At 35.7% G+C, this 22,863-nt stretch carries 25 protein-coding genes and 1 pseudogene; 12 read left to right on the forward strand and 14 right to left on the reverse strand.

Annotated features, from left to right (window positions below; translation table 11 throughout):
- Positions 1-12: 12 nt before the first annotated feature.
- Positions 13-885 (reverse strand): lipoyl synthase, encoded by an 873-nt coding sequence (lipA, locus tag ACIGAM_RS07705; protein ID WP_396510880.1) that lies wholly within the window; start codon positions 883-885, stop codon positions 13-15.
- 210 nt (positions 886-1,095) lie between these two features.
- Between lipA and ACIGAM_RS07710 the strand changes: the two genes are divergently transcribed.
- Both ACIGAM_RS07710 and ACIGAM_RS07715 read left to right on the forward strand, forming a co-directional pair.
- Positions 1,096-1,293, forward strand: coding sequence for a DUF1328 domain-containing protein (locus ACIGAM_RS07710; RefSeq protein WP_396510881.1), 198 nt, complete (start codon positions 1,096-1,098; stop codon positions 1,291-1,293).
- 106 nt (positions 1,294-1,399) lie between these two features.
- On the forward strand, positions 1,400-2,803 hold the full coding sequence (locus ACIGAM_RS07715) for a hypothetical protein (RefSeq protein WP_396510882.1): 1,404 nt from the start codon (positions 1,400-1,402) through the stop codon (positions 2,801-2,803).
- On the opposite strand, the gene ACIGAM_RS07720 is transcribed toward ACIGAM_RS07715, so the two are convergent.
- The 3 genes from ACIGAM_RS07720 to ACIGAM_RS07730 all read right to left on the reverse strand — a co-directional run bounded on the left by ACIGAM_RS07720 (position 2,793) and on the right by ACIGAM_RS07730 (position 5,734).
- Positions 2,793-4,037: an MFS transporter gene (locus ACIGAM_RS07720; RefSeq protein WP_396510883.1), complete on the reverse strand. Its 1,245-nt coding sequence runs from the start codon at positions 4,035-4,037 to the stop codon at positions 2,793-2,795. The two genes, ACIGAM_RS07715 and ACIGAM_RS07720, sit on opposite strands and share 11 nt — an antisense overlap.
- 379 nt (positions 4,038-4,416) lie before the next feature.
- A complete protein-coding gene (locus ACIGAM_RS07725; RefSeq protein WP_396510884.1) occupies positions 4,417-5,472 on the reverse strand; it encodes an SRPBCC family protein in 1,056 nt (351 codons plus the stop codon).
- Positions 5,473-5,545: 73 nt separating this feature from the next.
- Entirely contained in the window at positions 5,546-5,734 is a 189-nt protein-coding gene (locus ACIGAM_RS07730) for a hypothetical protein (RefSeq protein ID WP_396510885.1), read from the reverse strand.
- A gap of 120 nt (positions 5,735-5,854) precedes the next feature.
- Here ACIGAM_RS07730 and ACIGAM_RS07735 point away from each other — a divergent pair, with 120 nt between their 5' ends.
- The 3 genes from ACIGAM_RS07735 to ACIGAM_RS07745 are packed head-to-tail and all read left to right on the forward strand — an operon-like array spanning position 5,855 to position 9,000.
- Entirely contained in the window at positions 5,855-6,241 is a 387-nt protein-coding gene (locus ACIGAM_RS07735) for a hypothetical protein (RefSeq protein WP_396510886.1), read from the forward strand.
- A gap of 60 nt (positions 6,242-6,301) precedes the next feature.
- Positions 6,302-8,176: an ABC-F family ATP-binding cassette domain-containing protein gene (locus ACIGAM_RS07740; RefSeq protein WP_396511025.1), complete on the forward strand. Its 1,875-nt coding sequence runs from the start codon at positions 6,302-6,304 to the stop codon at positions 8,174-8,176.
- A 56-nt stretch (positions 8,177-8,232) separates the two neighbouring features.
- Positions 8,233-9,000, forward strand: coding sequence for an O-methyltransferase (locus ACIGAM_RS07745; protein ID WP_396510887.1), 768 nt, complete (start codon positions 8,233-8,235; stop codon positions 8,998-9,000).
- Here ACIGAM_RS07745 and ACIGAM_RS07750 read toward each other — a convergent pair.
- The gene (locus ACIGAM_RS07750) at positions 8,990-10,264 is read right to left on the reverse strand and encodes a hypothetical protein (protein ID WP_396510888.1); all 1,275 of its coding nucleotides are present in this window, start codon (positions 10,262-10,264) and stop codon (positions 8,990-8,992) included. The genes ACIGAM_RS07745 and ACIGAM_RS07750 overlap by 11 nt on opposite strands.
- On the reverse strand, positions 10,264-10,983 hold the full coding sequence (locus ACIGAM_RS07755) for a glycosyltransferase family 2 protein (RefSeq protein WP_396510889.1): 720 nt from the start codon (positions 10,981-10,983) through the stop codon (positions 10,264-10,266). The genes ACIGAM_RS07750 and ACIGAM_RS07755 overlap by 1 nt, the downstream gene beginning before the upstream one ends.
- A 143-nt stretch (positions 10,984-11,126) precedes the next feature.
- Between ACIGAM_RS07755 and ACIGAM_RS07760 the strand changes: the two genes are divergently transcribed.
- Both ACIGAM_RS07760 and yaaA read left to right on the forward strand, forming a co-directional pair.
- Complete coding sequence (locus ACIGAM_RS07760; RefSeq protein WP_028377676.1) at positions 11,127-11,828, forward strand: ABC transporter ATP-binding protein; 702 nt, start codon at positions 11,127-11,129, stop codon at positions 11,826-11,828.
- A 142-nt stretch (positions 11,829-11,970) separates the two neighbouring features.
- Positions 11,971-12,735 carry a peroxide stress protein YaaA gene (yaaA, locus tag ACIGAM_RS07765; RefSeq protein ID WP_396510890.1) on the forward strand — a complete coding sequence of 255 codons (765 nt, stop codon included), beginning with the start codon at positions 11,971-11,973 and terminating at the stop codon, positions 12,733-12,735.
- A 110-nt stretch (positions 12,736-12,845) separates the two neighbouring features.
- Here the strand turns inward: yaaA and ACIGAM_RS07770 are convergent.
- The 3 genes and pseudogenes from ACIGAM_RS07770 to ACIGAM_RS07780 all read right to left on the reverse strand — a co-directional run.
- Positions 12,846-12,929 (reverse strand): annotated as a pseudogene (locus ACIGAM_RS07770) (30S ribosomal protein THX); the annotation flags it as partial.
- A gap of 115 nt (positions 12,930-13,044) precedes the next feature.
- Positions 13,045-13,977: a peptidylprolyl isomerase gene (locus ACIGAM_RS07775; RefSeq protein WP_396510891.1), complete on the reverse strand. Its 933-nt coding sequence runs from the start codon at positions 13,975-13,977 to the stop codon at positions 13,045-13,047.
- A 110-nt stretch (positions 13,978-14,087) separates the two neighbouring features.
- Complete coding sequence (locus tag ACIGAM_RS07780; RefSeq protein ID WP_396511026.1) at positions 14,088-15,158, reverse strand: branched-chain amino acid aminotransferase; 1,071 nt, start codon at positions 15,156-15,158, stop codon at positions 14,088-14,090.
- A gap of 102 nt (positions 15,159-15,260) precedes the next feature.
- Here ACIGAM_RS07780 and ACIGAM_RS07785 point away from each other — a divergent pair, with 102 nt between their 5' ends.
- Positions 15,261-15,773 (forward strand): DUF4920 domain-containing protein, encoded by a 513-nt coding sequence (locus ACIGAM_RS07785; RefSeq protein WP_396510892.1) that lies wholly within the window; start codon positions 15,261-15,263, stop codon positions 15,771-15,773.
- A 1-nt stretch (position 15,774) separates the two neighbouring features.
- A complete protein-coding gene (gene mnmD, locus ACIGAM_RS07790) occupies positions 15,775-16,452 on the forward strand; it encodes a tRNA (5-methylaminomethyl-2-thiouridine)(34)-methyltransferase MnmD (protein WP_396510893.1) in 678 nt (225 codons plus the stop codon).
- A gap of 131 nt (positions 16,453-16,583) precedes the next feature.
- Here mnmD and ACIGAM_RS07795 read toward each other — a convergent pair whose 3' ends face one another.
- A complete protein-coding gene (locus ACIGAM_RS07795) occupies positions 16,584-17,654 on the reverse strand; it encodes a PorV/PorQ family protein (protein ID WP_396510894.1) in 1,071 nt (356 codons plus the stop codon).
- A gap of 111 nt (positions 17,655-17,765) precedes the next feature.
- On the opposite strand from ACIGAM_RS07795, the gene ACIGAM_RS07800 reads away from it, so the two are divergent.
- Genes ACIGAM_RS07800 through ACIGAM_RS07810 form a run of 3 tightly spaced genes read left to right on the forward strand, consistent with a single transcriptional unit; the run spans position 17,766 to position 19,763 of the window.
- Complete coding sequence (locus ACIGAM_RS07800; protein WP_396510895.1) at positions 17,766-18,512, forward strand: CDP-alcohol phosphatidyltransferase family protein; 747 nt, start codon at positions 17,766-17,768, stop codon at positions 18,510-18,512.
- Between the two features lies 1 nt (position 18,513).
- Positions 18,514-19,140 carry a CatA-like O-acetyltransferase gene (locus ACIGAM_RS07805; RefSeq protein WP_396510896.1) on the forward strand — a complete coding sequence of 209 codons (627 nt, stop codon included), beginning with the start codon at positions 18,514-18,516 and terminating at the stop codon, positions 19,138-19,140.
- Positions 19,137-19,763, forward strand: coding sequence for an NUDIX hydrolase N-terminal domain-containing protein (locus tag ACIGAM_RS07810; protein ID WP_396510897.1), 627 nt, complete (start codon positions 19,137-19,139; stop codon positions 19,761-19,763). The genes ACIGAM_RS07805 and ACIGAM_RS07810 overlap by 4 nt, the downstream gene beginning before the upstream one ends.
- Before the next feature lie 94 nt (positions 19,764-19,857).
- On the opposite strand, the gene lptB is transcribed toward ACIGAM_RS07810, so the two are convergent.
- From lptB to ACIGAM_RS07830, 4 genes are read right to left on the reverse strand one after another with little or no spacing between them, the layout of a single operon-like run.
- Positions 19,858-20,595, reverse strand: coding sequence for an LPS export ABC transporter ATP-binding protein (gene lptB / locus ACIGAM_RS07815; protein ID WP_396510898.1), 738 nt, complete (start codon positions 20,593-20,595; stop codon positions 19,858-19,860).
- A 52-nt stretch (positions 20,596-20,647) separates the two neighbouring features.
- Positions 20,648-21,013, reverse strand: a complete 366-nt coding sequence (locus ACIGAM_RS07820) for a carboxymuconolactone decarboxylase family protein (RefSeq protein WP_396510899.1) — start codon at positions 21,011-21,013, stop codon at positions 20,648-20,650.
- 11 nt (positions 21,014-21,024) lie between these two features.
- Complete coding sequence (gene tatC, locus ACIGAM_RS07825) at positions 21,025-21,870, reverse strand: twin-arginine translocase subunit TatC (protein WP_396510900.1); 846 nt, start codon at positions 21,868-21,870, stop codon at positions 21,025-21,027.
- Positions 21,870-22,838, reverse strand: coding sequence for an SIS domain-containing protein (locus ACIGAM_RS07830; protein WP_396510901.1), 969 nt, complete (start codon positions 22,836-22,838; stop codon positions 21,870-21,872). Before ACIGAM_RS07830 ends, tatC begins: the two co-directional genes overlap by 1 nt.
- Positions 22,839-22,863: the final 25 nt, after the last annotated feature.

A 22,863-nucleotide genomic window follows, 5' to 3' on the forward strand; every position in this document is an offset into this window, starting at 1 on the left:
TAGCAATAGGGACTAAAGGAGGTGTTTTTGAGCTTTGTAAGATGAGCGTACAAGAGCGCCACTCTCTACGTGTCTAAAGCCCATTTCTAGACCTAGAACTTCATATTTTTTAAATTGATCAGGGGTAATAAATTGTTTAACTGGTAAATGCTTTTTAGAAGGTTGAAGATACTGGCCAATAGTAACAATATCAACATTTGCACTTCTAAGATCACGCATCACTTGTAAAACTTCCTCTTCAGTCTCACCTAAACCTAGCATAATTCCAGACTTTGTACGTTTTATACCATTATCTTTTAAGTATTTCAAAACTCCAAGACTACGCTCGTATTGTGCCTGTATACGTACTTCACGAGTGAGACGCTTTACAGTTTCCATATTATGAGATACGACTTCTGGAGAAACTTCAATTATACGATCTATATTTCGCTCATTACCTTGAAAATCGGGTATTAGCGTTTCTAGAGTTGTATTGGGATTCATGCGACGTATCGCTTTTACCGTTTCTGCCCACATGATAGAACCCATATCTTTAAGGTCATCACGATCTACCGATGTTACAACTGCATGCTTAATATCCATAAGCTTAATAGAACGAGCAACTTTTTCTGGTTCTTCCCAATCTAAAGTGTCTGGTCTTCCAGTTTTTACTCCACAAAATCCACAGGAGCGCGTACAAACATTTCCTAAAATCATAAATGTTGCCGTCCCTTCACTCCAGCATTCTCCCATATTAGGACAACTACCCGAGGTGCAAATTGTATGTAAATCGTACTTATCTACAAGACTTCTTAATTCTGTATATTTTTTACCTGTAGGTAGTTTAACCCGTAACCACTTCGGTTTAGGGGTTCTTACAGGAGCTGCAATCGTTTCAGTATTCATACCATTTTTTTTGCTGCTGTAAAGATACAAACTGTAGGTTAATTATGAACTTATCTCAGATTTTGTAGCGCTTTTTGAATTGCTTTTTATTGCATGTTAAGATTGTGTTTAGATAAGTAGTTAAAATTATAGCAATTAGTAATTTATTGTGAATAATAAATAAAGAATCGAGATACTTTTACACTGGTAATTAAACTTAAAAACACTCATATGAAACGATTTACACTTCCTTTTTTGATTATAGCACTTATAACAGGGGTTTACGGTTTTGGGGGTTTTAATCTATGGGCTACTGAAGCAGCGCGCGTATTATTCTTAATATCTGCAGACTTATTTGTTGTTTCGCTATTTGCTAAATTTCTATTTAAAAATAATCAGGATCAAATTGCCCAACGGGTAAAATCATAGAATTAACGATACTTTCATTCCTAAATATAAACTGCCCATATAAGGCAGTTTTTTTTATTCTTAATTTGTAGCATAATAATTGTAGTTATTTTAGAAAAAAAAATCTATGCGTAAATTGTTCTCGTTAGTTGTACTATCTGTTTTATTTTCTTCTGCTTCATTTGCTCAAAATCAAACTTTAATAAAAGGAATGGTTAGTGAGATTGAGGTTACAACAGATAGTACTTCGTTAAATTATTCGATTTATATACCGCAAAATTATACCGCGACTAAGCCCGCAAAAGGCTTATTTGTTTTTGACCCTAATGGTGATGGTGTAAGAGCTGCTCGGCTTTTTGTTTCGGCTATTGCAGGAGAAGATTATGTAGTTGTTTCCAATAATTTTAAAATGAGCAACAACTTAGATAGTCTTGATTACAACGCAAATAATGCAATAACTATAATGCGCGATGTATTTGCAAAAGTTTCGCTAGAATCTTCACAGGTTTATATTGCCGGGTTAGGAGCCGGTGCTAAAGCGACGAGTGCCTTATCGTATTTACTGAAAAATACAGCTGGAATTCTCTTAGTTGATGATGTATACTTTGCAGATCAATATTTTACACAGGCACGAAGAAATACAGTTATAGGAGTCGTAGGTAAATCTTCACCAAACTATTACCAGATGGCAGATTATTTCAGAATGATGAAAAGTATAGATTCTTTTAATGAATTATATACATATTCAAACTCTGGAGAATGGCCTGGAGCTAATTTTATAGGCATTTTAATAAATAGATTAAGCCATTTTCAAGGCGAAAATATAAATTTGAAGAATCCTGATTCACTATGGGAAAAGCAATATGTGAATGACCTCAACGGACTTAAAAGTTTGGCTTCAAATAAAGAGCTTTTGACTGCTTATGATCTTAGTCAAGATTTAAAAAGAGATTACCGTGGTGAAGTAGATCTTGATGCGATTAAAGATTTTTACAAAGATTTGCGAAAAACAGAGCCTTACAAGATTGCAAAGCGATTAGACCGGTCTGGAAATTTAGAGGAACTACTTCTTTTAGATGATATTGAATATTTTTTAGAGTCAGATATAGTTGCAGCTAACTTTGAGAATCTAGGCTACTGGGACAGTAGAATAAATGAATTTAAAATTGCATCAAAAGATGCTGCAAAACAAAATGAAGAAAAAGTAGCTAAGCGCATGTTAGGTTATATAGATTACACTGTTGAAGACTTTTTGACATTAAATAAAGTATCTCTCTTACCGCAGCGCATTTTTGGAAACGTATTAATGACCATGCTAGATAGTAAAGATTATCAGGCCTACATTAACATCATAAGTTTATCTGCGCAAGACAATGATGACAATACAGCATATTTTTATTTAGAAGAATTGTTGAAACAAGGCTTTACAGATTACGATGCTCTTTATGAAATACCGCAAACCACAACGTTAAAAATAAAGCCTATCTATAATCAACTAATTAAAAAATACTTAGGAAAATCTAAATTTTAGATAAATCAAGAGTTGAGTTTTCTTCCTTGGCAAGTACATTTTTTACGTAAACAAGAAGTAGAAGTGCCATTAAACTAACTAATCCCATAAACAACCACGTGCTATTATAGCCAAATCTGTTTACAAGTTGCATACCCGTATTGTGCCCAAAAATATGAGATAGGGAAAATGACATACTATACAGTCCCATATAAGCTCCCTGTCTCCCTAATTTAGCTCTGCGAAGTGCGAGTGCATTGCCAAACGGAAACGCAATCATTTCGCCTAAAGTAGCAACGATCATTCCTAATATTAAGGCACTATTGAAGCCATTGATAAAGAAAAAACCAAAACTGATTCCGGTAAGCAATAAGCCGCCTATTACACTAGATATTTGAGACCAGCCTTTTCGCTCAGCAAATGCAATTAGAGGCATTTCAAATAGAAAGATAACTAACCCATTTAAACCTAGCAGCAATCCTATTTGTAATTCAGAAAGACCTTTTATCTCTTTGTAAAACAGAGGGACTGTCGAGAAATATTGTACAAATACTACCCCAAATAAGGCAAGGGCAATTAGAAACACGAGATAAATTTTATCTCTATATGGAGAAAGTGGGTTTTCTATTAACTTTTCTTCATCGGTAACTTTAGCTTTTTTAGGATTTAATGTTTTTATAAGTATAAAGCCTGCTAGAATACAGGTTACTCCATCTACCCAGAATAATCCGTAATAGCCTATACCTGCGATTATGAGTCCGCCAATGGCAGGGCCTGCAGAAAAGCCCAGGTTTATAGCAAGGCGAATTAGAGTTAAAGAGCGGGTTTTGTTCTCGGGTTTGCTGTAGGCGCTTAACGCTACAAAAAAGGCAGGTCTTGATAAATCTGCAATCGCAATTAAAGTGAAAAAGCCCAGACATATTGCCCAAAAACCGGTTATAAATTGAAGGCCAAAGAAACCTAATCCTGTACCTACAAGACTTAATAATATAGTTTTATAAAAACCTATTTTGTCAGAAAGGATACCACCCAACCAAGACCCTGCAAGTGAGCCAAATCCAAAAAAGGTCATTACCCAGCCAACATCAGATAGGCTAAATTGTAAGTCATCTTTGAGGTAAAGTGATAAGAAAGGAATTACCATAGCACCTGCGCGATTAACTAAAGTAATGAGCGCAAGCCACCACACTTCCTTAGAGAGTCCTTTAAAGGTGTTGAGGTAAGAAGAAAACAGACCGAACATAATAACAGGCATAAAAAAAGTCTGGCGTTTTATAGGCCAGACTTTCGTGTTTATAATAAAATAACTTGTACAGTTAACACAAAATATCAGGCAGGGTCAATAAGACCTTAATTGTGCGTGAATAATATGTGTTGTAATTTTTCATATTGACCTTCTAATTCTGAAGATTTCATTTCAAAAATAAAACTAATTGAATTGTTTTAATAAATACTAAAAATGGCTAAAATAATTTCAAATTTTAAAATTAAAGAAGTTTTAAAGTCAAATTTCTATAAAAACTGTTCGCAACCCTAATATATTAGTGGCAAAAGTTCCGGTTATTTAGCCACTTTCCCCGTAGATTATGTAGCGCGCTTTCCAGCACCACCTGTAAATATCAGTATTAATTGCTTTATAAACTTTCTCCTATAATATCTTCGATAGTAACAGGGATATAAAGTTCGGTAATCCAGGCTGCCGGGTTGGGATTGTCTTCAGGTCCTACTACATAAATTTCAAAGGGATAACTGTTTTGAGCAGGCACGAAGTTGTTTTTTGCTAAATATGCTTCAGTAGAACTCCAGGCTTCTTTTAAATTTTTATAATCTCCTTTTAAAGTGGTTTTTATGACACTGTATGAAGGCATAAACCCACAAAGAATGCTGCTGTCTTCTGCAACTATTATCTGTGAAGTTGTAGGTATTCCACTAGAAATAATAGCGCTATTATTATTTATATCTCTTGAATTATAAATAGTTAATGGTTTTCCTGAAATAGTAATATTATTTCCTTCCATATATCTTTGCACCTGCGGAATCATTTCTTTTATTTTCCCGCGAGCTGCGTCTATAGTAGTAGATGTGGTTACATACATATAAAAGCCGCCGCTGTATTGTGTGATTCCATTTATTGTAACAGTATAAACCTGCATATCATCTAAAACACTTTCATCTAACGACGTTAAGCCAGATTTATACATCGTACGCATATCTGCATCAAAATCGTAACTCATTAAGGTGAAGTACGCTTTATCCATCAAAGTATGTTCTCCCCTTATGCCCCAAGTAACTTTAGTGCCACCATCTACTTCCTCAAACTGCCAATACACATGGGCATTACGTTCTCCAGCAGGGGTTATAAACGTAATATCCTGTTCTAATCGTTGATTTTCTATAACTGCCGTAGTTCGCATAGAGCCATCAACATCCTTTCCATTCCAGCTATAGCTAGCTCCTTCTCCACTAGTTTTTTCAGGATAACTAAAAACCATTGTAGGGTCATCTTTATTCCACGGACCCCAGTTTTCCCAGGTTTTATAATTATTTACTTTGTCAAAAACTAAATTTACAGGAGCTTTTATAATTTGAGACTCTTCAACCTCATAAGTACCATCTTTAGTTGCAAAATATATAGCTCCGGCTATAAATAGGATTAGCAGGAGAAAGAATAGATATTTTAATATTTTCATTTAGTGGGTTTGAAATCAAATTTAACAATTAAATATGATTTATTATTTAACTGTTAGGGGATTACCTCGTGATTTATTCTTTTAGATAAAGTTTTATGGCAAATAGAATAAGTACAAAACCAATAAAGCCTATCAAAATCCAATAACTGCCTTTGTATTCTTTTTTATGCAGCTTGCTATCTTTGCGATAGCTCATAAAAACAAATGCGACAAATGCAACAAAAAAGAGCGCTGCAAAAATTAATTGACCGGTACTGAACATTTATTATTATTTTAAAGAATTGACTAAGTTTAAAGTTGCTTTTAAAAACTAAACTTAGTTGACTCATCGAGTACTTTGTATTAGTGAATCAAAATTAAGCCTTTATAACAAAAAAAATAGATGAAAAAAAGAATAGCTGCAGTACACGAGTTTCATAGTGCATTTGGTTTGGGAATTAATGAAGAACCTAAAGCAGATCTGGGCGAGCCTAAAAATATGCTTCGCTACAATCTTATGAAAGAAGAAAATGAAGAATATCTGGAAGCTGCGCGAGCTAATGACTTGACCGAAGTTGCAGATGCTTTAGGAGATATGCTTTATATACTTTGTGGTACCATACTGGAGCATGGTATGCAGCATAAAATAGAAGAGGTTTTTAATGAGATACAGCGCAGTAATATGAGTAAGTTAGGTGCTAATGGGAAGCCTATTTATAGAGAAGATGGTAAGGTGCTTAAAGGGCCAAATTACTTTAAACCCAATATTAAGGAAATACTCGACAAGTAATCGCTACAAATGGGTTTTATACTCCGTTTTTAAAGGTTAAATTCGCAGCCTATGAGTGCAATTAATTATGTTTCGGTAGAATCTATCGCTAAAGCTTTTGGAGAAAAGGTATTATTTGATGATTTATCATTTGGTATCAATGAGGGGCAGAAGATAGGTCTGGTAGCTAAAAACGGTACCGGTAAAACTTCAATGTTAGATATACTGGCAGGTGCAGAAAATCCAGACAGTGGTCAGGTGATTTTTCGTAAAGGTATAAAGGTGGCATTTCTTCCGCAGGAGCCTAACCTTGACCCTGCTTTGACTGTTGAAGAAACTATCTTTGATAGTGATAATGAGATTTTAAAAGTGATTTCAGATTACGAGCATGCGCTGCAGAATATGGGAGATGGTGACGCGTATCAAAAAGCTTTTGATCAAATGGAAGTGCATCAGGCCTGGGATTTTGAAACGCAGTACAAACAAATTTTGTTTCAGCTTAAATTAGACGACTTAGATCGTAAGGTTGAAAAGTTAAGTGGTGGGCAGAAAAAGCGTTTAGCACTTGCTAACATGCTTCTAAGTAAACCAGATTTGCTTATACTTGATGAGCCAACAAACCATCTTGATTTGGAGATGATTGAGTGGCTTGAAGCTTTTTTTGCAAAAGAAAACTTCACTTTATTTATGGTGACTCACGACCGCTACTTTTTAGAGCGGGTTTGTAATGAAATTATTGAGCTTGATGAAGGTAAGTTATACAACTATAAGGGTAATTACTCCTATTATTTAGATAAGCGGGAAGCGCGTATCGCTACAGAAGAGACCGAAACTGGTAAAGCAAAACAACTCTTCAAAAAAGAATTAGAATGGATGCGTCGCCAGCCTAAAGCACGTACTACAAAATCTAAATCTAGAATAGATGATTTTGCCGAAATAAAAGACAAAGCTTCCAAAAGGCGTAACGATCATGAGGTTCAATTAGAGCTAAACATGGAGCGTTTAGGAAGCAAAATTGTAGAATTTCATAAGGTGTCAAAGTCCTTTAAAGACCGAAAAATTCTAGATGGTTTTGAATATAATTTTCAGCGTGGAGAGCGTATTGGGATTATAGGTAAAAACGGTACCGGTAAATCAACATTTCTTAATGTATTAACAGGAAGTATTCCTCCAGATAGTGGTAAGCTCGTAGTAGGAGAGACCATACAATTTGGGTATTACACTCAAAAGGGTATTGTTATAAAACCCGGTCAAAAGGTTATAGATGTAATTAAAGAGTTTGGAGATTATATTCCGCTTAAAAAAGGAAGGCAAATTTCTGCAGGACAATTATTAGAGCGTTTTCTCTTTGACCGTAAAAAGCAGTATGATTTTGTTGAAAAATTAAGTGGGGGCGAGCGTAAACGTTTGTATTTATGTACTGTTTTAATACAAAACCCTAATTTTTTAATATTAGATGAACCTACAAATGATCTGGATATTGTTACCTTAAATGTATTAGAAAGTTTTCTTTTAGACTTTCCGGGATGTTTGCTTGTAGTTTCTCACGACAGGTATTTTATGGATAAGATTGTAGATCACCTGTTTGTTTTTCGTGGTCAGGGTGAAGTTGAAGATTTTCCCGGTAACTATTCAGACTTTAGAGTTTACGATTCAGGTCCGGCGGTTGAGCAGGAGGTTATTGCAAAGCCAAAAGAAGAGAAAGCGACAACTAAAGACAATTGGAAAACTGCGAGCACTTCATTGTCTTACAATGATCAGAAAGAATACAATCGCATCGAACGTGATATTGCAAAATTTGAAAAAGAAAAGGCAGGTAAAGAAGCAGAATTTCTGAATCCCGATTTGTCTGGTGATGAGATTAATAAGCGTTCTATTGCACTTCAGGAAGTTCAGGATAAGATAGATGCACTCACCGAAAGATGGTTTGAATTAAGTGCAAAATTGGAAGGATAATTTAGGATTCTTCCCGTAATAAGTAATCTGGCTTATATAAAGATTAGCAACCTATTATGTGGTACACATTAAAGGCGTATTTAAATTTTCAACGGAAAGCTACAAACCAGCATGGTGTGCACTCTCCTTTTGTATATCAATTTGTTACACAATGTCTTTACGACAAAAAAAAGCATAGAGAATATAATAAGTTGCTCAGGTATCAAGAGCAACTTCTCAATACCCAAGAAAAAATTGAAGTTGTAGATTATGGAGCCGGTTCACGCATTTTTAAAACCAATAAGCGAGCGGTTAAAGATATAGCCAAGCACGCAGGGGCAACTTTAAATAGAATGAAACTACTTTTCAGGGTAGTTTCTTATTTCAAATCACAGCGCATTTTAGAGTTGGGTACATCTTTAGGTCTTGCTACAACTGCAATGGCTTTAGGAGGAGGAAGTATAACTTCACTAGAAGGCTGCCCTCAAACGGCAGGCGTTGCTAAACGTCAATTAGCGAATGCTAAAATTGATATTGCTAATATAGTTGTTGGAGATTTTAAGGAAACTCTTAAGGAGCAAAATGATAAAAAATATGACCTCATTTACTTTGACGGAAATCATAGTAAAGATGCCACTTTAGATTATTTCGATAAGTTGCTGGCTACTGTTCATAACGACTCCGTTTGGATTTTTGATGATATTTATTGGTCTTCAGAAATGACTGAAGCCTGGGAATTAATTAAAAATCACTCGAGCGTGCAAGTCACTATAGACTGTTTTTGGTTGGGATTTGTTTTCTTCAGAAAAGAGCAGGTAAAAGAAAATTTTAGGATTAGGGTGTGATAACATACCGTTGTAAGTATGTCTTGACAATATAAAATATAACTAGCAACTCTAAGAAAAATTGAGGAGCTCTAAATCTAAATCCAGAATAGGTTAGGATGGTAATTGCCACGGTAGATAATATTAACCCTACTCCAAGGGATTTAATTTTAGATTTCTTTTCAAATAGTATTAAGATCAAACAGATTAAGGAAATAGCGTGGAATAATTCACGACCTGTCTCAAGATATCCTGGTTTATAAGTTTCTTGTAAAGGATTAAAGGCGCTTTTGAGCTTAGTGAAAATAATAGGGAAAATTTGATTAGGATTTTTTTCTATAAACTGAAAAACTGCATCTTGATATTTTTGAGACTGGGCAGCTCCTCCATTGAATATTTTGTCTGATATATAATTTTCAAAAACAATTCCTTCATTTGCGAGATCACCCTTTGTATTTGTGTGCTCTTGTACTACATCTTTATTCCATCCTTTTGCCATTACAGGTCCCGAGGATGTAGTGATGACATAAGAGTTTGTTTCTAGTATGATGGCATTTCTTAGTGGCCAAGCTGATATTAATAAGATAGCCAATACCGAAAAAATCATAAATATTTTAGATTCAATTTGTTTTTGTAGAAATAAAACTCCGAAAATAGAAAATGGTAGAAAAATAAAGTACGGGTGTGTTAATACTAGTAATGCTGAAGTAAGAGGTATGAGAAAACCATTTTTACCCTTCTTAAACCAATAAATAACTGAAAAAATAAACATTCCTAAAAAGAAGGATGTTAAAGGTTCTGCATAAAATACTCGACTGTAAATCTGATAAACCGGAGATATACTAAAAATAAACGTCCCTAAAATTAAAAGGAGACCTTTTATATTTAAAAATTTTAGGCACTTGTGGAAAAAATATACTTCAATTACGTGTATGAGTAGCTTAAATACAATTACATAAGTAAGTTTATATCCAAAAATATAGAGAATAGCAGCCATTGTATAAGGCCATAAAGGTGCCCTCCAGGATGCGTAATTTTTATTTTTATAGACCTGAGCGTCTACGATATCATCTTTATAATCTTGAATCACTTCTGGATGCGTACGATCCATATAGCCATAAACACCAGTTTTTGCAAGACCAGTGGCAAGATATACATAGTCTAAATCATCACCACCTCCATTATAACGTTCTTCGAATGCGATTTTAAAGTTGTAAATTAGAACAAGCGTAGTTAATAGTGAGAGAAAAATGATAAGTATTTTATTATTAGATCTAATCCACATTATTTGCTAATCAAATTATATTTCAAAATACACCACATTGCGCGGAAGCCGTCTTTCCAGTTTATTTTTTTTCCTTCTTCATAAGTTCTTCCATAATACGAAATTCCTACTTCATAAATTTTGATTTTTGGAACTCGTGAAATTTTAGCTGTTACTTCAGGCTCAAAACCAAATCGTTTTTCTTTAAGTTCAAGGCTTTTTAAAATTTCTGTTCTAAACATCTTATAACATGTTTCCATATCAGTTAAATTTAGATTGGTAAACATATTACTTAGAAAGGTTAGGAATTTGTTACCTATTGTATGCCAAAAAAATAGAATTCTATGTGGATTTCCACCCATAAATCTACTACCGTATACGACATCTGCATTACCAGCAAGAATGGGTTTTAAAAGTAAAATATATTCTCCAGGATCATATTCTAAATCAGCATCTTGTATTACTATATAGTCTCCAGTAGATTCTTGTATTCCGCGATGTAGAGCAGCTCCTTTCCCTTTATTTGTAGCCTGTTTAAAAAGTTTTATACTTGCTGTCAGGTTTTGAGTGATAAAGATTTCTATTTGGTCTATAGTACTATCAGTTGAGCAATCATCAATTATTAAAATCTCCTTTTGAATATTTAACCCCAAATCAAGATCTACTAATTTTGATAAAATAGCTGTAATTGTTTCCTCTTCATTGTAGGCAGGTATAACAATAGATAGAGTTTGAGGCATATGGTAATTTCTTTTTGGGACATAATTAACTTGCAATTAAACTATTTTTTTACAATTAATGTAACTCAAATGTGTTTTTGACTACTTATAAATTAAAATCAAGTAACTTTCCTTTACCACTTATAGTTTAAAAGAAAATTTTTATGGCCAGCCTTATTGATATTAAGAATATTACTCGTGATTTTCCATTAGGAAATGAAATTGTTCATGTTCTAAAAGGAATTGATCTGCAGATTAATAAAGGTGAGTATGTGGCAATTATGGGGCCTTCAGGTTCTGGTAAATCTACACTTATGAATTTGTTGGGGTGTTTAGATACGCCAACCTCAGGTACTTATATTCTTAACAATCGAGATGTTAGTTCTATGAGTGATGACGAACTTGCTGAGGTGCGTAATAAGGAAATAGGTTTTGTTTTTCAGACGTTTAATTTATTACCACGTACAACAGCTCTTGATAATGTGGCATTACCCATGGTATATGCAGGATATTCAAAAACTGAACGTCGTCTTCGCGCAGAAGAAGTTCTTAATGATGTGGGTCTCGCAGACCGTATGGACCATAAACCTAATCAACTTTCTGGTGGGCAGCGTCAACGTGTGGCGGTAGGCAGGGCTTTAGTTAATAAGCCTTCTATTATTCTCGCAGATGAACCTACAGGGAATCTAGATTCTAAAACTTCGGTAGAAATTATGGGACTCTTTGATGATATACACGCTTCAGGAAATACGGTTATTTTAGTAACTCACGAAGAAGACATTGCAGAGCATGCACATCGTGTGATTAGACTTAGAGATGGTTTGATTGAAAGTGATGAGCGAAAGCAGGTCGCTATTAAGAATTAGTGATTTGTTTTTTAGTCTATAAAGGTTGGAATTCAGTTCTTAATGAGGTGTATAATATCTTCTATTCTACTATTCTAAAAACCTATTAAAGCCTCCCAAAAACCTTTTTGCGAATGCGTATTTTTGATAAAATTTAAAAATTATGAAAGCAGTAGTTTCGCCGGCAAAGTCACTAAATTTTGAATCAAAATTGCCTACTACACGTGCAACACAGCCTCAGTTTATAGAAGAGGCAAATACACTTAATAAAAAATTAGAGCATAAAACTAAAGCTGAGATTTCTGAGCTTATGAATATTAGCGATAAACTTGCAGATCTCAATTACCAGCGTTATAAAGAATTAACCATTCCTTTTACAAAACAAAATGCAAGACCGGCGGTTTATACTTTCGATGGGGATGTATATACCGGTCTGGATGCTTACACAATACCTACCGAAAAACTTGATAAGCTTCAAGATACACTGCGCATTTTAAGTGGCTTGTATGGAGTTTTAAAGCCTCTAGATTTAATGCAGGCGTACCGTCTTGAGATGGGTACTAAATTGCATTCAGGAAGTGCTGAAAATCTTTATGAATTTTGGGATGAAAAGATTACAGATGCTTTAAACAGCGAGCTTAAAGAGGGTGAATTGTTTTTAAATCTTGCCAGTCAGGAATACTTTAAATCTGTTAAGACTGAAAAATTAAAAGTACCGGTTGTAACCCCAATCTTTAAAGATTATAAAAACGGAAAGCTTAAAATTATATCTTTTTATGCTAAAAAAGCCCGGGGCTCTATGGTGCGATACATTATAGATAAGGATGTACAGACCATAGAAGACCTTAAGGGCTTTGATTATGATGACTACGGCTTCAGTGAGCAGTATTCAGATTTAGATAAAAACGAACTGATTTTCGTTAGATAATATCAAGGTTTTTTGTCTACTAAGCTTTTTTCATTAGAGGCTGATTTATCAGCCTCTTTTGTTTTTGTAGCTGTTTGCTTTGTGGGTACGTCTGCAGTTGTAGCGGCTCTTTTCTTTTTATTACGAGCTCTTAAATTACCATAAGAACCTCTGTTTATTTTTCCGCGTTTTGTTTTTTTGTCTCCTTTTCCCATTTTGTTAGTTTTAGTTGTTCTTTTTTAAGATAAGCAATTAAGAGGCCTTAGCCAAACGGCATAAAAAAAGTCCTGCAACTAGCAGGACTTTAAATTATAGATTAAAAAACAGATGTTACTTTACATCCATCAATTCTACATCAAATATTAAAATAGCATCAGCAGGAATAACGCCACCTGCACCTCTGCTACCATAACCTAAGTCTGATGGTATAACAAAACGCGCTTTATCACCTACTTTTAGAAGGCCTATGCCTTCATCCCAGCCGGCGATTACCTGACCCACACCTACTTGAAAGTCTAGAGGTTGATTTCTTTTGTAAGAAGAGTCAAATACAGTACCGTCTGCTAATTGACCTTTATAGTGTACAGAAACCATTTTACCAGATTCTGCTTTTTTACCCTTACCTTCTTGAATTATTTGGTAACGTAAACCGCTTTTAGTCTCTTTAAAACCTACGCTTATTTTATCTAGAGCTTCTGCTTTTGCTGCACGCTCTGCTGCAATACGTTTTTCACGAGATCCTTCAAAAGTTCTAAAAGCTTCAACTGCATTAAAACCTTCAGCTTCTGCACCTTGGCGTATGATTTCTACTTTTTCCATTTTGTCACCTTGAGCGATAGCATCTACAACATCTTGCCCTTCAACTACGCTTCCAAAAACGGTATGCTTACCATCTAACCACGGTGTTGCGGTATGTGTGATAAAAAACTGACTTCCATTTGTGCCGGGACCAGAGTTTGCCATAGATAATTTACCTGGTGCGTCGTGTTTTAAAGAAGCATCAAACTCATCATCAAATTTGTAACCTGGATCTCCAGTTCCTGATCCTTGAGGACAACCTCCCTGAATCATAAAATCTGGAATCACACGGTGAAATTTAAGTCCGTCGTAATATGGAGTTCCTTGATTTTTTACTTTATTTTCAAGATCACCTTCGGCAAGGGCTACAAAGTTTCCAACTGTTCCCGGGGTTTTCTCATGTTCTAATTTTACCAAAATTTCGCCTTTTGGCGTGTGAAATTTGGCATATATTCCGTCTTGCATCTCTTCGGTTTAAAATTGAAATGCAAAAATACGCTTAACTGATAGAAACTCAAAACCCGAAACACATTGCTGTGTTTCGGGTTTCTATAATTTTTCCGCAGTAAAAATAATTATACCGCTATCGTAGGTACTTCGTAACGCCATCCAAAAGGATCTTCAGCGCGATTTGCCTGTAAGGCAGTTAAATGTTGTTTTAATCTAGCGCCATATGGGTCTTCCATAGTTGGTAAATTAAACTCTTTATCTTTATGCGTAAAGCCGGCAATTGGTGAAATAACAGCTGCCGTACCTGCACCAAACATTTCTTTTAAAGTACCATTCTCTGCAGCTTCAACAATTTCTGAAACTTTAACAGGACGTACCTCTACATTTATGCCTTCACTTTTTGCTAATTCTATTAAACTTTTACGAGTAATACCGTCAAGAATACGATCACTTGTAGGTGCTGTAAGTAAGGTGTCACCTACTCTAAAGAAAACATTCATTGTGCCTGCTTCTTCTAAGTATTCGTGCGTGTTTGCGTCGGTCCATACAACTTGTTGATAACCTTTTTGCTTAGCAAGTTCAGTAGGGTAAAATTGAGCTGCATAGTTACCGGCAGCTTTAGCAAAACCTACACCACCATCTGCAGAGCGGCTATAGTGATCTGCAAATAATACTTTTACTTCACCACTATAATAAGCCTGCGCCGGAGCACAAATAACAATGAATTTATATTCGGTTGAAGGTGAGGCAGAAACACCATTCTCTGTTGCGATTACAAAAGGGCGTAAATAAAGAGAGTTATCTTTACCCGGTTTAATCCAATCGCTTTCTAAGTTTAATAAGGTATTTAACCCATCAAAGAAATAATCTTTATCGAAAGCGGGCATTGCCAGACGTTCTGAAGATTTATTTATACGATTGAAGTTTTCTTCTGGACGAAACATAAAAATTTTCCCATTGTCATCTTTGTAGGCTTTCATTCCTTCAAAAACCGCCTGACCGTAATGAAAAACCTTAGCCGAAGGATCCATAGAGATAGGACCGTAGGGTTTAATCTCTGGGGTTAACCAAGCTCCGTTTTTATATTCGCAAACAAACATATGATCTGTAAAGACCGTACCAAAAGCTAGATTGTTAAAGTCTACAGAACTTATTTTAGAATCAGCGATCTTGGTTACTTTTAATGTATCTGTCATCATATTTAAATTTATAGCCACAAATTTATCATTTTCTCAATTCTTCAAGCTTAAGAATTGATTAAATTTACAGGCTGCATTGCATTTATTAAATCTTTAGTTATGAAAAAACTTTTTACTTCTGCTCTTATAATTATGGCATTAGTTGCCTGTAAAGAAGAAGCATCAACAAAAACGGTTGTTGAAACCCAGTCAAACGAGGTAGAATTGACTAAAATGAAACTTTATGGGGAAGATTTTAAAAATCAGGCAATGCTCACTTCTTTTGAGTTAGGTGATATTTATAATAATTTGAAGCCGGGAGATACGATTAATGTTTCTTTTGAAGGTAATGTAGAAGAAGTTTGCCAGGAAAAAGGGTGTTGGATGCAGGTAGATGTAGGTGCTGCAGATCCTGTGATGATTAAATTTAAAGACTACGCTTTTTTTGTTCCTAAAGATATTAAAGATAAAAGCGTGATGGTGCACGGTGTGGCTTACGTGAGTGAGACGCCTGTAGATGAGCAACAGCATTATGCTGCGGATGCCGGTAAATCACAAGAAGAAATTGCTGCAATAAATAAACCTAAACGCTCTTTTAGTTTCATGGCAAGCGGCGTTAAAATCGCTCAGTAATTTGGAGCGTAAAATAGTTAAAACAGGAGACGGCTCTACCACAATACAAATAACTGAGTGGAATGAGCAATATCATTCTATGCACGGGGCTGTGCAAGAAGCGAGACACGTGTTCTTAAAAATGGGTTTTGATTACGCTGTCGCGGAAACACCAGAGCTGACTCAATTAAATATACTCGAAATTGGTTTTGGGACAGGACTCAACGCTTTACTTACTCTTATTCACGCAGAAGATTCAAGTATTGCTATAAAGTATGAAGGTGTTGAAGCATTCCCAGTATCTTCTGAAGAGATGGCTCAACTCAATTATCTAGAAGCTATAGCTGCACAATCATACGCAACAGCTTTTGAAACTATGCATACTTCGGCCTGGGGAGATTTTACCGCGATTACACCTAATTTTCAATTAAAAAAAAGACAGCAAACTTTTGAAACGATAACAGATCAGAATAAACACGATTTGATTTATTTTGATGCTTTTGGAGCTCGTGTTCAGCCCGAACTTTGGGAAGAGCCTATTTTTCAGAAAATGTATGAGGCTTTAAATCCCGGGGGTATTTTAGTTACCTATGCTGCAAAAGGTAGTGTGCGAAGAGCGATGCTTGCGGTAGGTTTTAAAGTAGATAGGCTTCCCGGACCTCCTGGAAAACGCGAAATGCTACGGGCGATTAAGGGTTAACATTTATAAATTATATGTCATAATTTCTAATACCTGCAGTTTGTTTCGCCACCACGATATTACACAAGTTGATGTGCTTTTAAATTTTAAAATACAACCAATTGTATTTTTGTATCCGTTGGCAAAATAGCCTACCGAAACAACTCCCAGTCAAGTTTAAGCGAGAATATGTTAGAATATACCGCAGCGCTTTGATCGCCTATATCTGTTAGCGCATAGTCAATATGAATTCCCCGATATTGAAACCCCACTCCAATATTTGGCTGAAAACCTATACGACTGCTTCCGTCAAGTTGGGTTAGTTCTTGAAAATTACCAACTCCTGCACGTAAAAAAACAATACCCGTATAGCCAAATTCAACGCCTGCAGCCGGTGTTGCACTCACCGATGAGCTTGATAAGATATCATTAGTTTGTGTGAAACGCATCATTAAATCAACTTCAGCCTTAATGGTATAATCGTAATGAATTTCCCAGTTTCTGGCGATTCCTAATTGTAGTTTTGGGATTGTTATTTCTAGAGTTTCCGGTAAATCCTGATTTTGACCTTCTACGGCATTGCTAATTGTAGCAAATTGTTCTTCATCTATTGTCCAGGTGTTTACTGAAGTCGTGATATCTCTGGCCATTAACCCAAAATTCCATTTTCCGCTTGCGTATTGTAAACCAAAATCGAAACCAAACCCCCAACTCGATGCAAAATCACCTATTATACGGCGTATAACCTTGGCATTTGCTCCCAGATTTAATCCTTGTACTGGTAATTCTCTGGCGTAGGAAAGTGTAAATGCATAATCTGCCGTAGAAAATAGACGTATACGGTTGTAATCTATATTGCCATTAGCGTCTATTAATTGCGTGGTATTTAAAATATCGTCTACTCCAAATCGTATAAGAGATACGCCCAGCGCGCTTCTGTCATCTATAGGTGTAGCAAAAGCGGCATAGTCGTACAGAGCGATATTTGCGAAGTAACTTGCGTGCATTAGAGCAAGTTCATTATCTTCCAGATGTACTAATCCGGCGGGATTCCAGTAGCCGCTGTTAACGTCAGAGGAGCTTGCAGTTACCGCATTTGCCATCGCTAATGATGCAGCATCTACGCCAATATTTAAAAATTCGTTAGAATATTTACGCACGGCCTGAGACCAAACTCCCGCTGTAAAAATTAAAAAAAATACGACTAATCCTGCTTTTTTCAAGTGTGGCTTCTTTTGGCGTAAAGTTGGCTAAATGTCTTGAGAAGTTAAACTTTATTTTAGACCTATCTTGTGAGTAGTCTTACTTTACTATTTTTACAGAAATAATCAATTATGAAAATCACACGTTACATACCCAACGCCTTTACAATGGCAAATTTGTTTTGTGGTATGCTGGGAACTTTTTTTGCTGCTACCGGTCGCTTAGATTTTGCTGCTTATGCAGTGGTATTAGGAATCTTCTTTGATTTCTTTGACGGTTTTTTTGCAAGGCTTTTTAAAGTGGAAGGGGATTTAGGACTTCAGTTAGATAGTCTGGCAGATGTGGTTACCAGCGGTGTTGTTCCTGGGATGGTAATGTTTCAATTGTTACATAAATTAGAACACTGGAATACAGGTGAGCGCTGGGTTGAAGCCGGCTTATCCTGGGATTCTGTTTCCGTTATTCCGTTTTTAGGATTTGCAATTACACTAGCCTCTGCATTTAGACTGGCAAAATTTAATATAGATACGCGTCAAACCACCTCATTTATAGGATTACCCACACCGGCAAATGCCCTCCTAATTGTGAGTTTGCCGCTAATAGTACAATTTCAGGATTATGCAATTGCCGAAAGTTTAATTACAAATACCTATTTTTTACTGGCACTTACAGCTTTAAGTTGTTTTATGTTGAATGCCGAAATCCCGCTTTTTGCTTTGAAATTTAAAAATTGGGGACTAGCCGAAAATAGAGTTCGCTACGGGTTCCTGCTTTTAGCTGTTATTTTATTGTTTTGGCTTACGTTTTTAGCAATTCCTATAATTATACTTTTTTACGTTTTACTTTCTGTAGCGACACAAAATCCTAAAAGTGCTTAAAATGAAATCTAAGATTGACTTTGATACGTGGAAACGCAAAGAGCATTATACATTTTTTAAGCAATTTGAGCAGCCTTTTTTTGGTGTTACGGTACGAGTAGATTGTACACAAATCTATGCCAAGGCAAAAGCTCATAATGAATCTGTATTCTTGCATTACTTGCATAAAGCGCTACTCGCAGTGAATGAGATCGAAAATTTTAAATACCGTATTGTTGAAGATTCGGTATATCTCTATGACCGTATAGATGGTTCACCTACCATAGCCCGCCCTGACGAAACTTTCGGATTTAGTTATATAATATTTAATGAAGATTTTGGGATTTTTTCTAGAGATGCAAAAACTGAAATTGCCCGAGTACGCGCAGGTAGCGGATTAGAAGTAGCAGTTTCCGGAGAAAATGTGGTACATTTTTCAACGTTACCGTGGTTAGATTTTACTACGGTAGAGCATCCTAAAAGCCTAACATTTCCTGATAGTTGCCCTAAAATTGTCTTCGGAAAAATGACAACAAATACTGAGAATTTACAGTCTATGCCACTTTCTATACACGGTCATCACGCCTTGATGGATGGTATGCATATAGGGCAATTTGTAAAGCGATTTCAAGAATTATTGAATCTATGAACGAAATAAACGAGCAGTTGCTTAACTCAATAAAACAAGTCAAGTCTTTAGCTGAAGCTGGTCTTGTTTATAATAAAGAAAATTATGATGCTGAGCGTTATCAAGAGTTGCGCACGCTTTCTTTAGAAATGATGAGTATACTTAGTAATCTGCCGGTACAGCAATTTAAAGATTTTTACCTCCCGGAAACAGATTATCCTACGCCAAAAATAGATGTAAGAGGTTTAATTTTAAATGAAAAAGGGCAGGTATTATTGGTTAAAGAAACTGTAGATAATAAGTGGACATTACCCGGTGGCTGGGCAGATATAGGGTTGACTCCATCAGAAAATGTGCTAAAGGAAATACAGGAAGAAACTGGTTTTAGTGCTGAGGTAGTACGGCTGTTAGCGGTATTAGATAAACGATGTTATCCACACCCGCCGCAAACCCATTATGTCTATAAGTTGTGTTTCTTATGCAGGATTGTAGACGGTACATTTAATCCTAATTTTGATATAGGAGGTGTAGAATGGTTTAATATAGACAAGCTTCCCGCGTTGTCGCCAGATCGTATTCTAGAAGAGCAGTTAGTGAAGTTAATGGCTCTGGCAAAAGAAGAACAAGCAGTTTATTATGACTAAAAGTTTAGCTTAGTTGAATTTATTATCACTTAAAATAAATAGGGATCAGAATTATTAAATTCTGATCCCTATTAAAAAAAACCGTATTTATAAACTAAAATAGTTTCTTTTTACGCAACTCAAAGTTCTGTCCTAAATACACTTTACGAACCATCTCGTCTGCTGCCAGTTCTTCAGGAATACCGTGTTTTAAAATGTTACCTTCAAACATAAGGTACGTGTGATCTGTAATAGCCAGGGTTTCCTGTACGTTATGGTCTGTGATTAGAATACCTATGTTTTTTTGTTTTAACTGGGCTACAATCCGCTGAATGTCTTCTACTGCAACCGGGTCAACGCCCGCAAAGGGTTCATCTAATAAAATAAAATTAGGATTTGTTGCCAGTGCACGTGCAATTTCTGTACGGCGGCGTTCCCCACCAGATAATAAATCACCACGGCTTTTACGTATATGACCTAAACTGAACTCATCTATAAGTTCTTCCATCTTTGCGACTTGCTCTTTTTTACTAAGCTTAGTAAGTTGCAAAACGCTTAAGATATTTTCTTCAATACTTAATTTTCTAAACACTGAAGCCTCCTGTGCCAGATAGCCAATACCATTTTGTGCACGTTTATACATAGGGTACTTGGTAATATCTTTGTTGTCAAGATAGATGCTTCCGCCATTAGGCTTAATTAGGCCAACTATCATATAAAAAGAAGTGGTTTTTCCCGCTCCGTTAGGACCTAGAAGACCTACAATTTCCCCTTGCTGAACTTCAACAGTTATTCCTTTAACGACCTTTCGGCCTTTATAGGATTTCATTAAGTTTTCTGCGCGTAGTTTCATTTCTTCAATTTATAATTAAGCAAAATTACATAACGATTAAAACCTTTAGGTATTACTTTGCTGCGTTTTCTTCAAGTGCCTCCCAAAATTCATACGCTCTTCTCAAGTGTGGTATTACAATAGTACCGCCTACTAAAGTACCTATACTTAATGTTTCCATCACTTCTTCTTTAGTAACACCTTCATTAAAGCAGCTTTCTAAATGGTATTTTACGCAATCATCACAGCGTAAAACGGTAGATGCTACAAGGCCTAAAAGTTCTTTAGTTTTTACATCTAAAGCACCAGCAGCAAATGCGTTTGTGTCTAAATTAAAAATCCTGTTGATGATTTTATTTTTATCACCTAGAATTTTATCGTTCATTTTAGCGCGGTATGCGTTGAATGATTCTACTTGGTTTTGAGAATTCTCAGACATATAAGGGGTAATTAGTTTTTATTTTTAGATTCGGTTCGTCTTAATTGTCTTGCTTCCTGACGTACTACAAAAGCAGAAATTAGAATACTTACCTCGTATAATACGAGAATAGGAATAGATACAATTACTTGCGTTGAGATATCTGGAGGTGTTATTACTGCTGAAATAACCAAAACAATAATAAGCGCATATTTTCTATATTTTCTAAGAAATTGTGGTGTTACCAGGCCTATTTTAGTAAAGAAATACATAATGATAGGCAATTCAAAAATCACACCTGCAGCAAGTGCACTGGCACGTACAAGACCAATGTAAGAATCTATGTCAAATTCATTCTTTACTTGTTCACCTACTGTAAAATTAGCCAGGAAGTTTATAGATAATGGGGCAATTACGTAATATCCAAACAGTACACCAAGAAAGAATAGTAACGAAGAAATAATTATAAAACCACGTGAGTTTTTACGCTCTTTTTCGTAAAGTCCTGGTGAAATAAACTTCCAGAATTCATACATCACGTATGGAAATGCTACTACGACACCTACGATTATAGAGGTCCAGATGGCGGCATTAAACTGACCGCCCATAGTACGGTTTTGAATAATAAAATTCATCTCATTAACGCAGCCTTTATCAGAACCAAATATATTAGCCATTCTGCATAAGAACTCATAACTAATAAAGTCTGGTCTTGCCGGAGCAAAAATTATATCGTCAAAAATAAAATCTTTAAAAATAAAAGCTACTACACCTACAATTACTATTGCTAGCGTTGCTCTTATTAAATGCCATCTAAGTTCTTCAAGGTGGTCTAGAAAGGACATTTCGTCCTGAGATACTTTTTGTTTCTTTGCCATTAGAGAATTCCTTCTTTAATTAAATCGTGTAGGTGTACTACACCTGTGTAATTATTATTATTATCTACAGCAAGAAGCTGTGTAATACTGTTTGTTTCTAAAACTTCAAGTGCAGCGGTAGCCATCGCATCGTTAGAAATTTGTTTGGGATTGCTGCTCATTATATCTTTTGCGGTAAGGCCTGTTAAAATTTCATTTTTCTCTAACATTCTACGTATGTCCCCATCTGTAATAATACCTATAATTTTATGAGCTTCTACTACCGCAGTAACCCCTAAACGCTTATGAGAAATTTCAACAATAACATTTTTTATAGGAGCGTATGGTGTTACTTGGGGTTTCTCGTGTAAGGCTACAAGATCACTAACGCGTAAATACATTTTTTTGCCTAATGCACCACCGGGATGATATTTTGCAAAATCCTGTGGTGTAAAACCTTTTAAGTCTAACAAAGCCAGGGCTAGTGCATCTCCCATTACAAGTTGAACAGTTGTACTTGTGGTAGGGGCGAGATTATGAGGGCAGGCTTCTTTTTCGGCGTATGCCAGTATAAGCCCATCTGCTTGTTTAGCTAAAAAGGACTCTTTATTAGAAGTCATAGCAATCACGCTGTTTTTTCTACTTTTAATTAACGGAATAAGAACTTTAATTTCGGCAGTGTTACCGCTGTTAGAAATGCATAGGACTACATCTCCTTCTTGAATAGTGCCTAAATCACCATGAATTGCATCTGCAGCATGCATGAAAATTGAAGGTGTTCCCGTTGAATTAAGTGTGGCTACAATCTTTTGAGCAATTATAGCACTTTTACCCACGCCAGAAATAATTACCCGACCTTTAGCGTTATAAATTAGTGAAACTGCCTCAGCAAATCGTTCATCTAAAAATGTAGCTAGATTAGCAACAGCTTCCTGCTCCAAAGCGATAGTTTTAGTAGCGCTTTTTAAAATCTGGTCGTAGGTGTTCAAAAGATATAAGATTAAGCCGTTTGTT

This window comes from Leeuwenhoekiella sp. NPDC079379 (genome assembly GCF_044542075.1).
GTDB lineage: Bacteria > Bacteroidota > Bacteroidia > Flavobacteriales > Flavobacteriaceae > Leeuwenhoekiella.

Bases quoted from the DNA above. Each gene is read 5' to 3' on its own strand.
- ACIGAM_RS07820 (WP_396510899.1), bottom strand. From the start codon at position 21,013: ATGTCTGAGAATTCTCAAAACCAAGTAGAATCATTCAACGCATACCGC.
- ACIGAM_RS07730 (WP_396510885.1), bottom strand. From the start codon at position 5,734: ATGTTCAGTACCGGTCAATTAATTTTTGCAGCGCTCTTTTTTGTTGCA.
- ACIGAM_RS07775 (WP_396510891.1), bottom strand. From the start codon at position 13,977: ATGCAAGACGGAATATATGCCAAATTTCACACGCCAAAAGGCGAAATT.
- ACIGAM_RS07755 (WP_396510889.1), bottom strand. From the start codon at position 10,983: ATGCCTCAAACTCTATCTATTGTTATACCTGCCTACAATGAAGAGGAA.
- ACIGAM_RS07760 (WP_028377676.1), top strand. From the start codon at position 11,127: ATGGCCAGCCTTATTGATATTAAGAATATTACTCGTGATTTTCCATTA.
- yaaA (WP_396510890.1), top strand. From the start codon at position 11,971: ATGAAAGCAGTAGTTTCGCCGGCAAAGTCACTAAATTTTGAATCAAAA.
- ACIGAM_RS07745 (WP_396510887.1), top strand. From the start codon at position 8,233: ATGTGGTACACATTAAAGGCGTATTTAAATTTTCAACGGAAAGCTACA.
- ACIGAM_RS07715 (WP_396510882.1), top strand. From the start codon at position 1,400: ATGCGTAAATTGTTCTCGTTAGTTGTACTATCTGTTTTATTTTCTTCT.
- ACIGAM_RS07800 (WP_396510895.1), top strand. From the start codon at position 17,766: ATGAAAATCACACGTTACATACCCAACGCCTTTACAATGGCAAATTTG.
- ACIGAM_RS07725 (WP_396510884.1), bottom strand. From the start codon at position 5,472: ATGAAAATATTAAAATATCTATTCTTTCTCCTGCTAATCCTATTTATA.
- lptB (WP_396510898.1), bottom strand. From the start codon at position 20,595: ATGAAACTACGCGCAGAAAACTTAATGAAATCCTATAAAGGCCGAAAG.
- ACIGAM_RS07785 (WP_396510892.1), top strand. From the start codon at position 15,261: ATGAAAAAACTTTTTACTTCTGCTCTTATAATTATGGCATTAGTTGCC.
- ACIGAM_RS07805 (WP_396510896.1), top strand. From the start codon at position 18,514: ATGAAATCTAAGATTGACTTTGATACGTGGAAACGCAAAGAGCATTAT.
- ACIGAM_RS07810 (WP_396510897.1), top strand. From the start codon at position 19,137: ATGAACGAAATAAACGAGCAGTTGCTTAACTCAATAAAACAAGTCAAG.
- lipA (WP_396510880.1), bottom strand. From the start codon at position 885: ATGAATACTGAAACGATTGCAGCTCCTGTAAGAACCCCTAAACCGAAG.
- ACIGAM_RS07780 (WP_396511026.1), bottom strand. From the start codon at position 15,158: ATGACAGATACATTAAAAGTAACCAAGATCGCTGATTCTAAAATAAGT.
- ACIGAM_RS07710 (WP_396510881.1), top strand. From the start codon at position 1,096: ATGAAACGATTTACACTTCCTTTTTTGATTATAGCACTTATAACAGGG.
- ACIGAM_RS07720 (WP_396510883.1), bottom strand. From the start codon at position 4,037: ATGCCTGTTATTATGTTCGGTCTGTTTTCTTCTTACCTCAACACCTTT.
- ACIGAM_RS07750 (WP_396510888.1), bottom strand. From the start codon at position 10,264: ATGTGGATTAGATCTAATAATAAAATACTTATCATTTTTCTCTCACTA.
- ACIGAM_RS07735 (WP_396510886.1), top strand. From the start codon at position 5,855: ATGAAAAAAAGAATAGCTGCAGTACACGAGTTTCATAGTGCATTTGGT.
- tatC (WP_396510900.1), bottom strand. From the start codon at position 21,870: ATGGCAAAGAAACAAAAAGTATCTCAGGACGAAATGTCCTTTCTAGAC.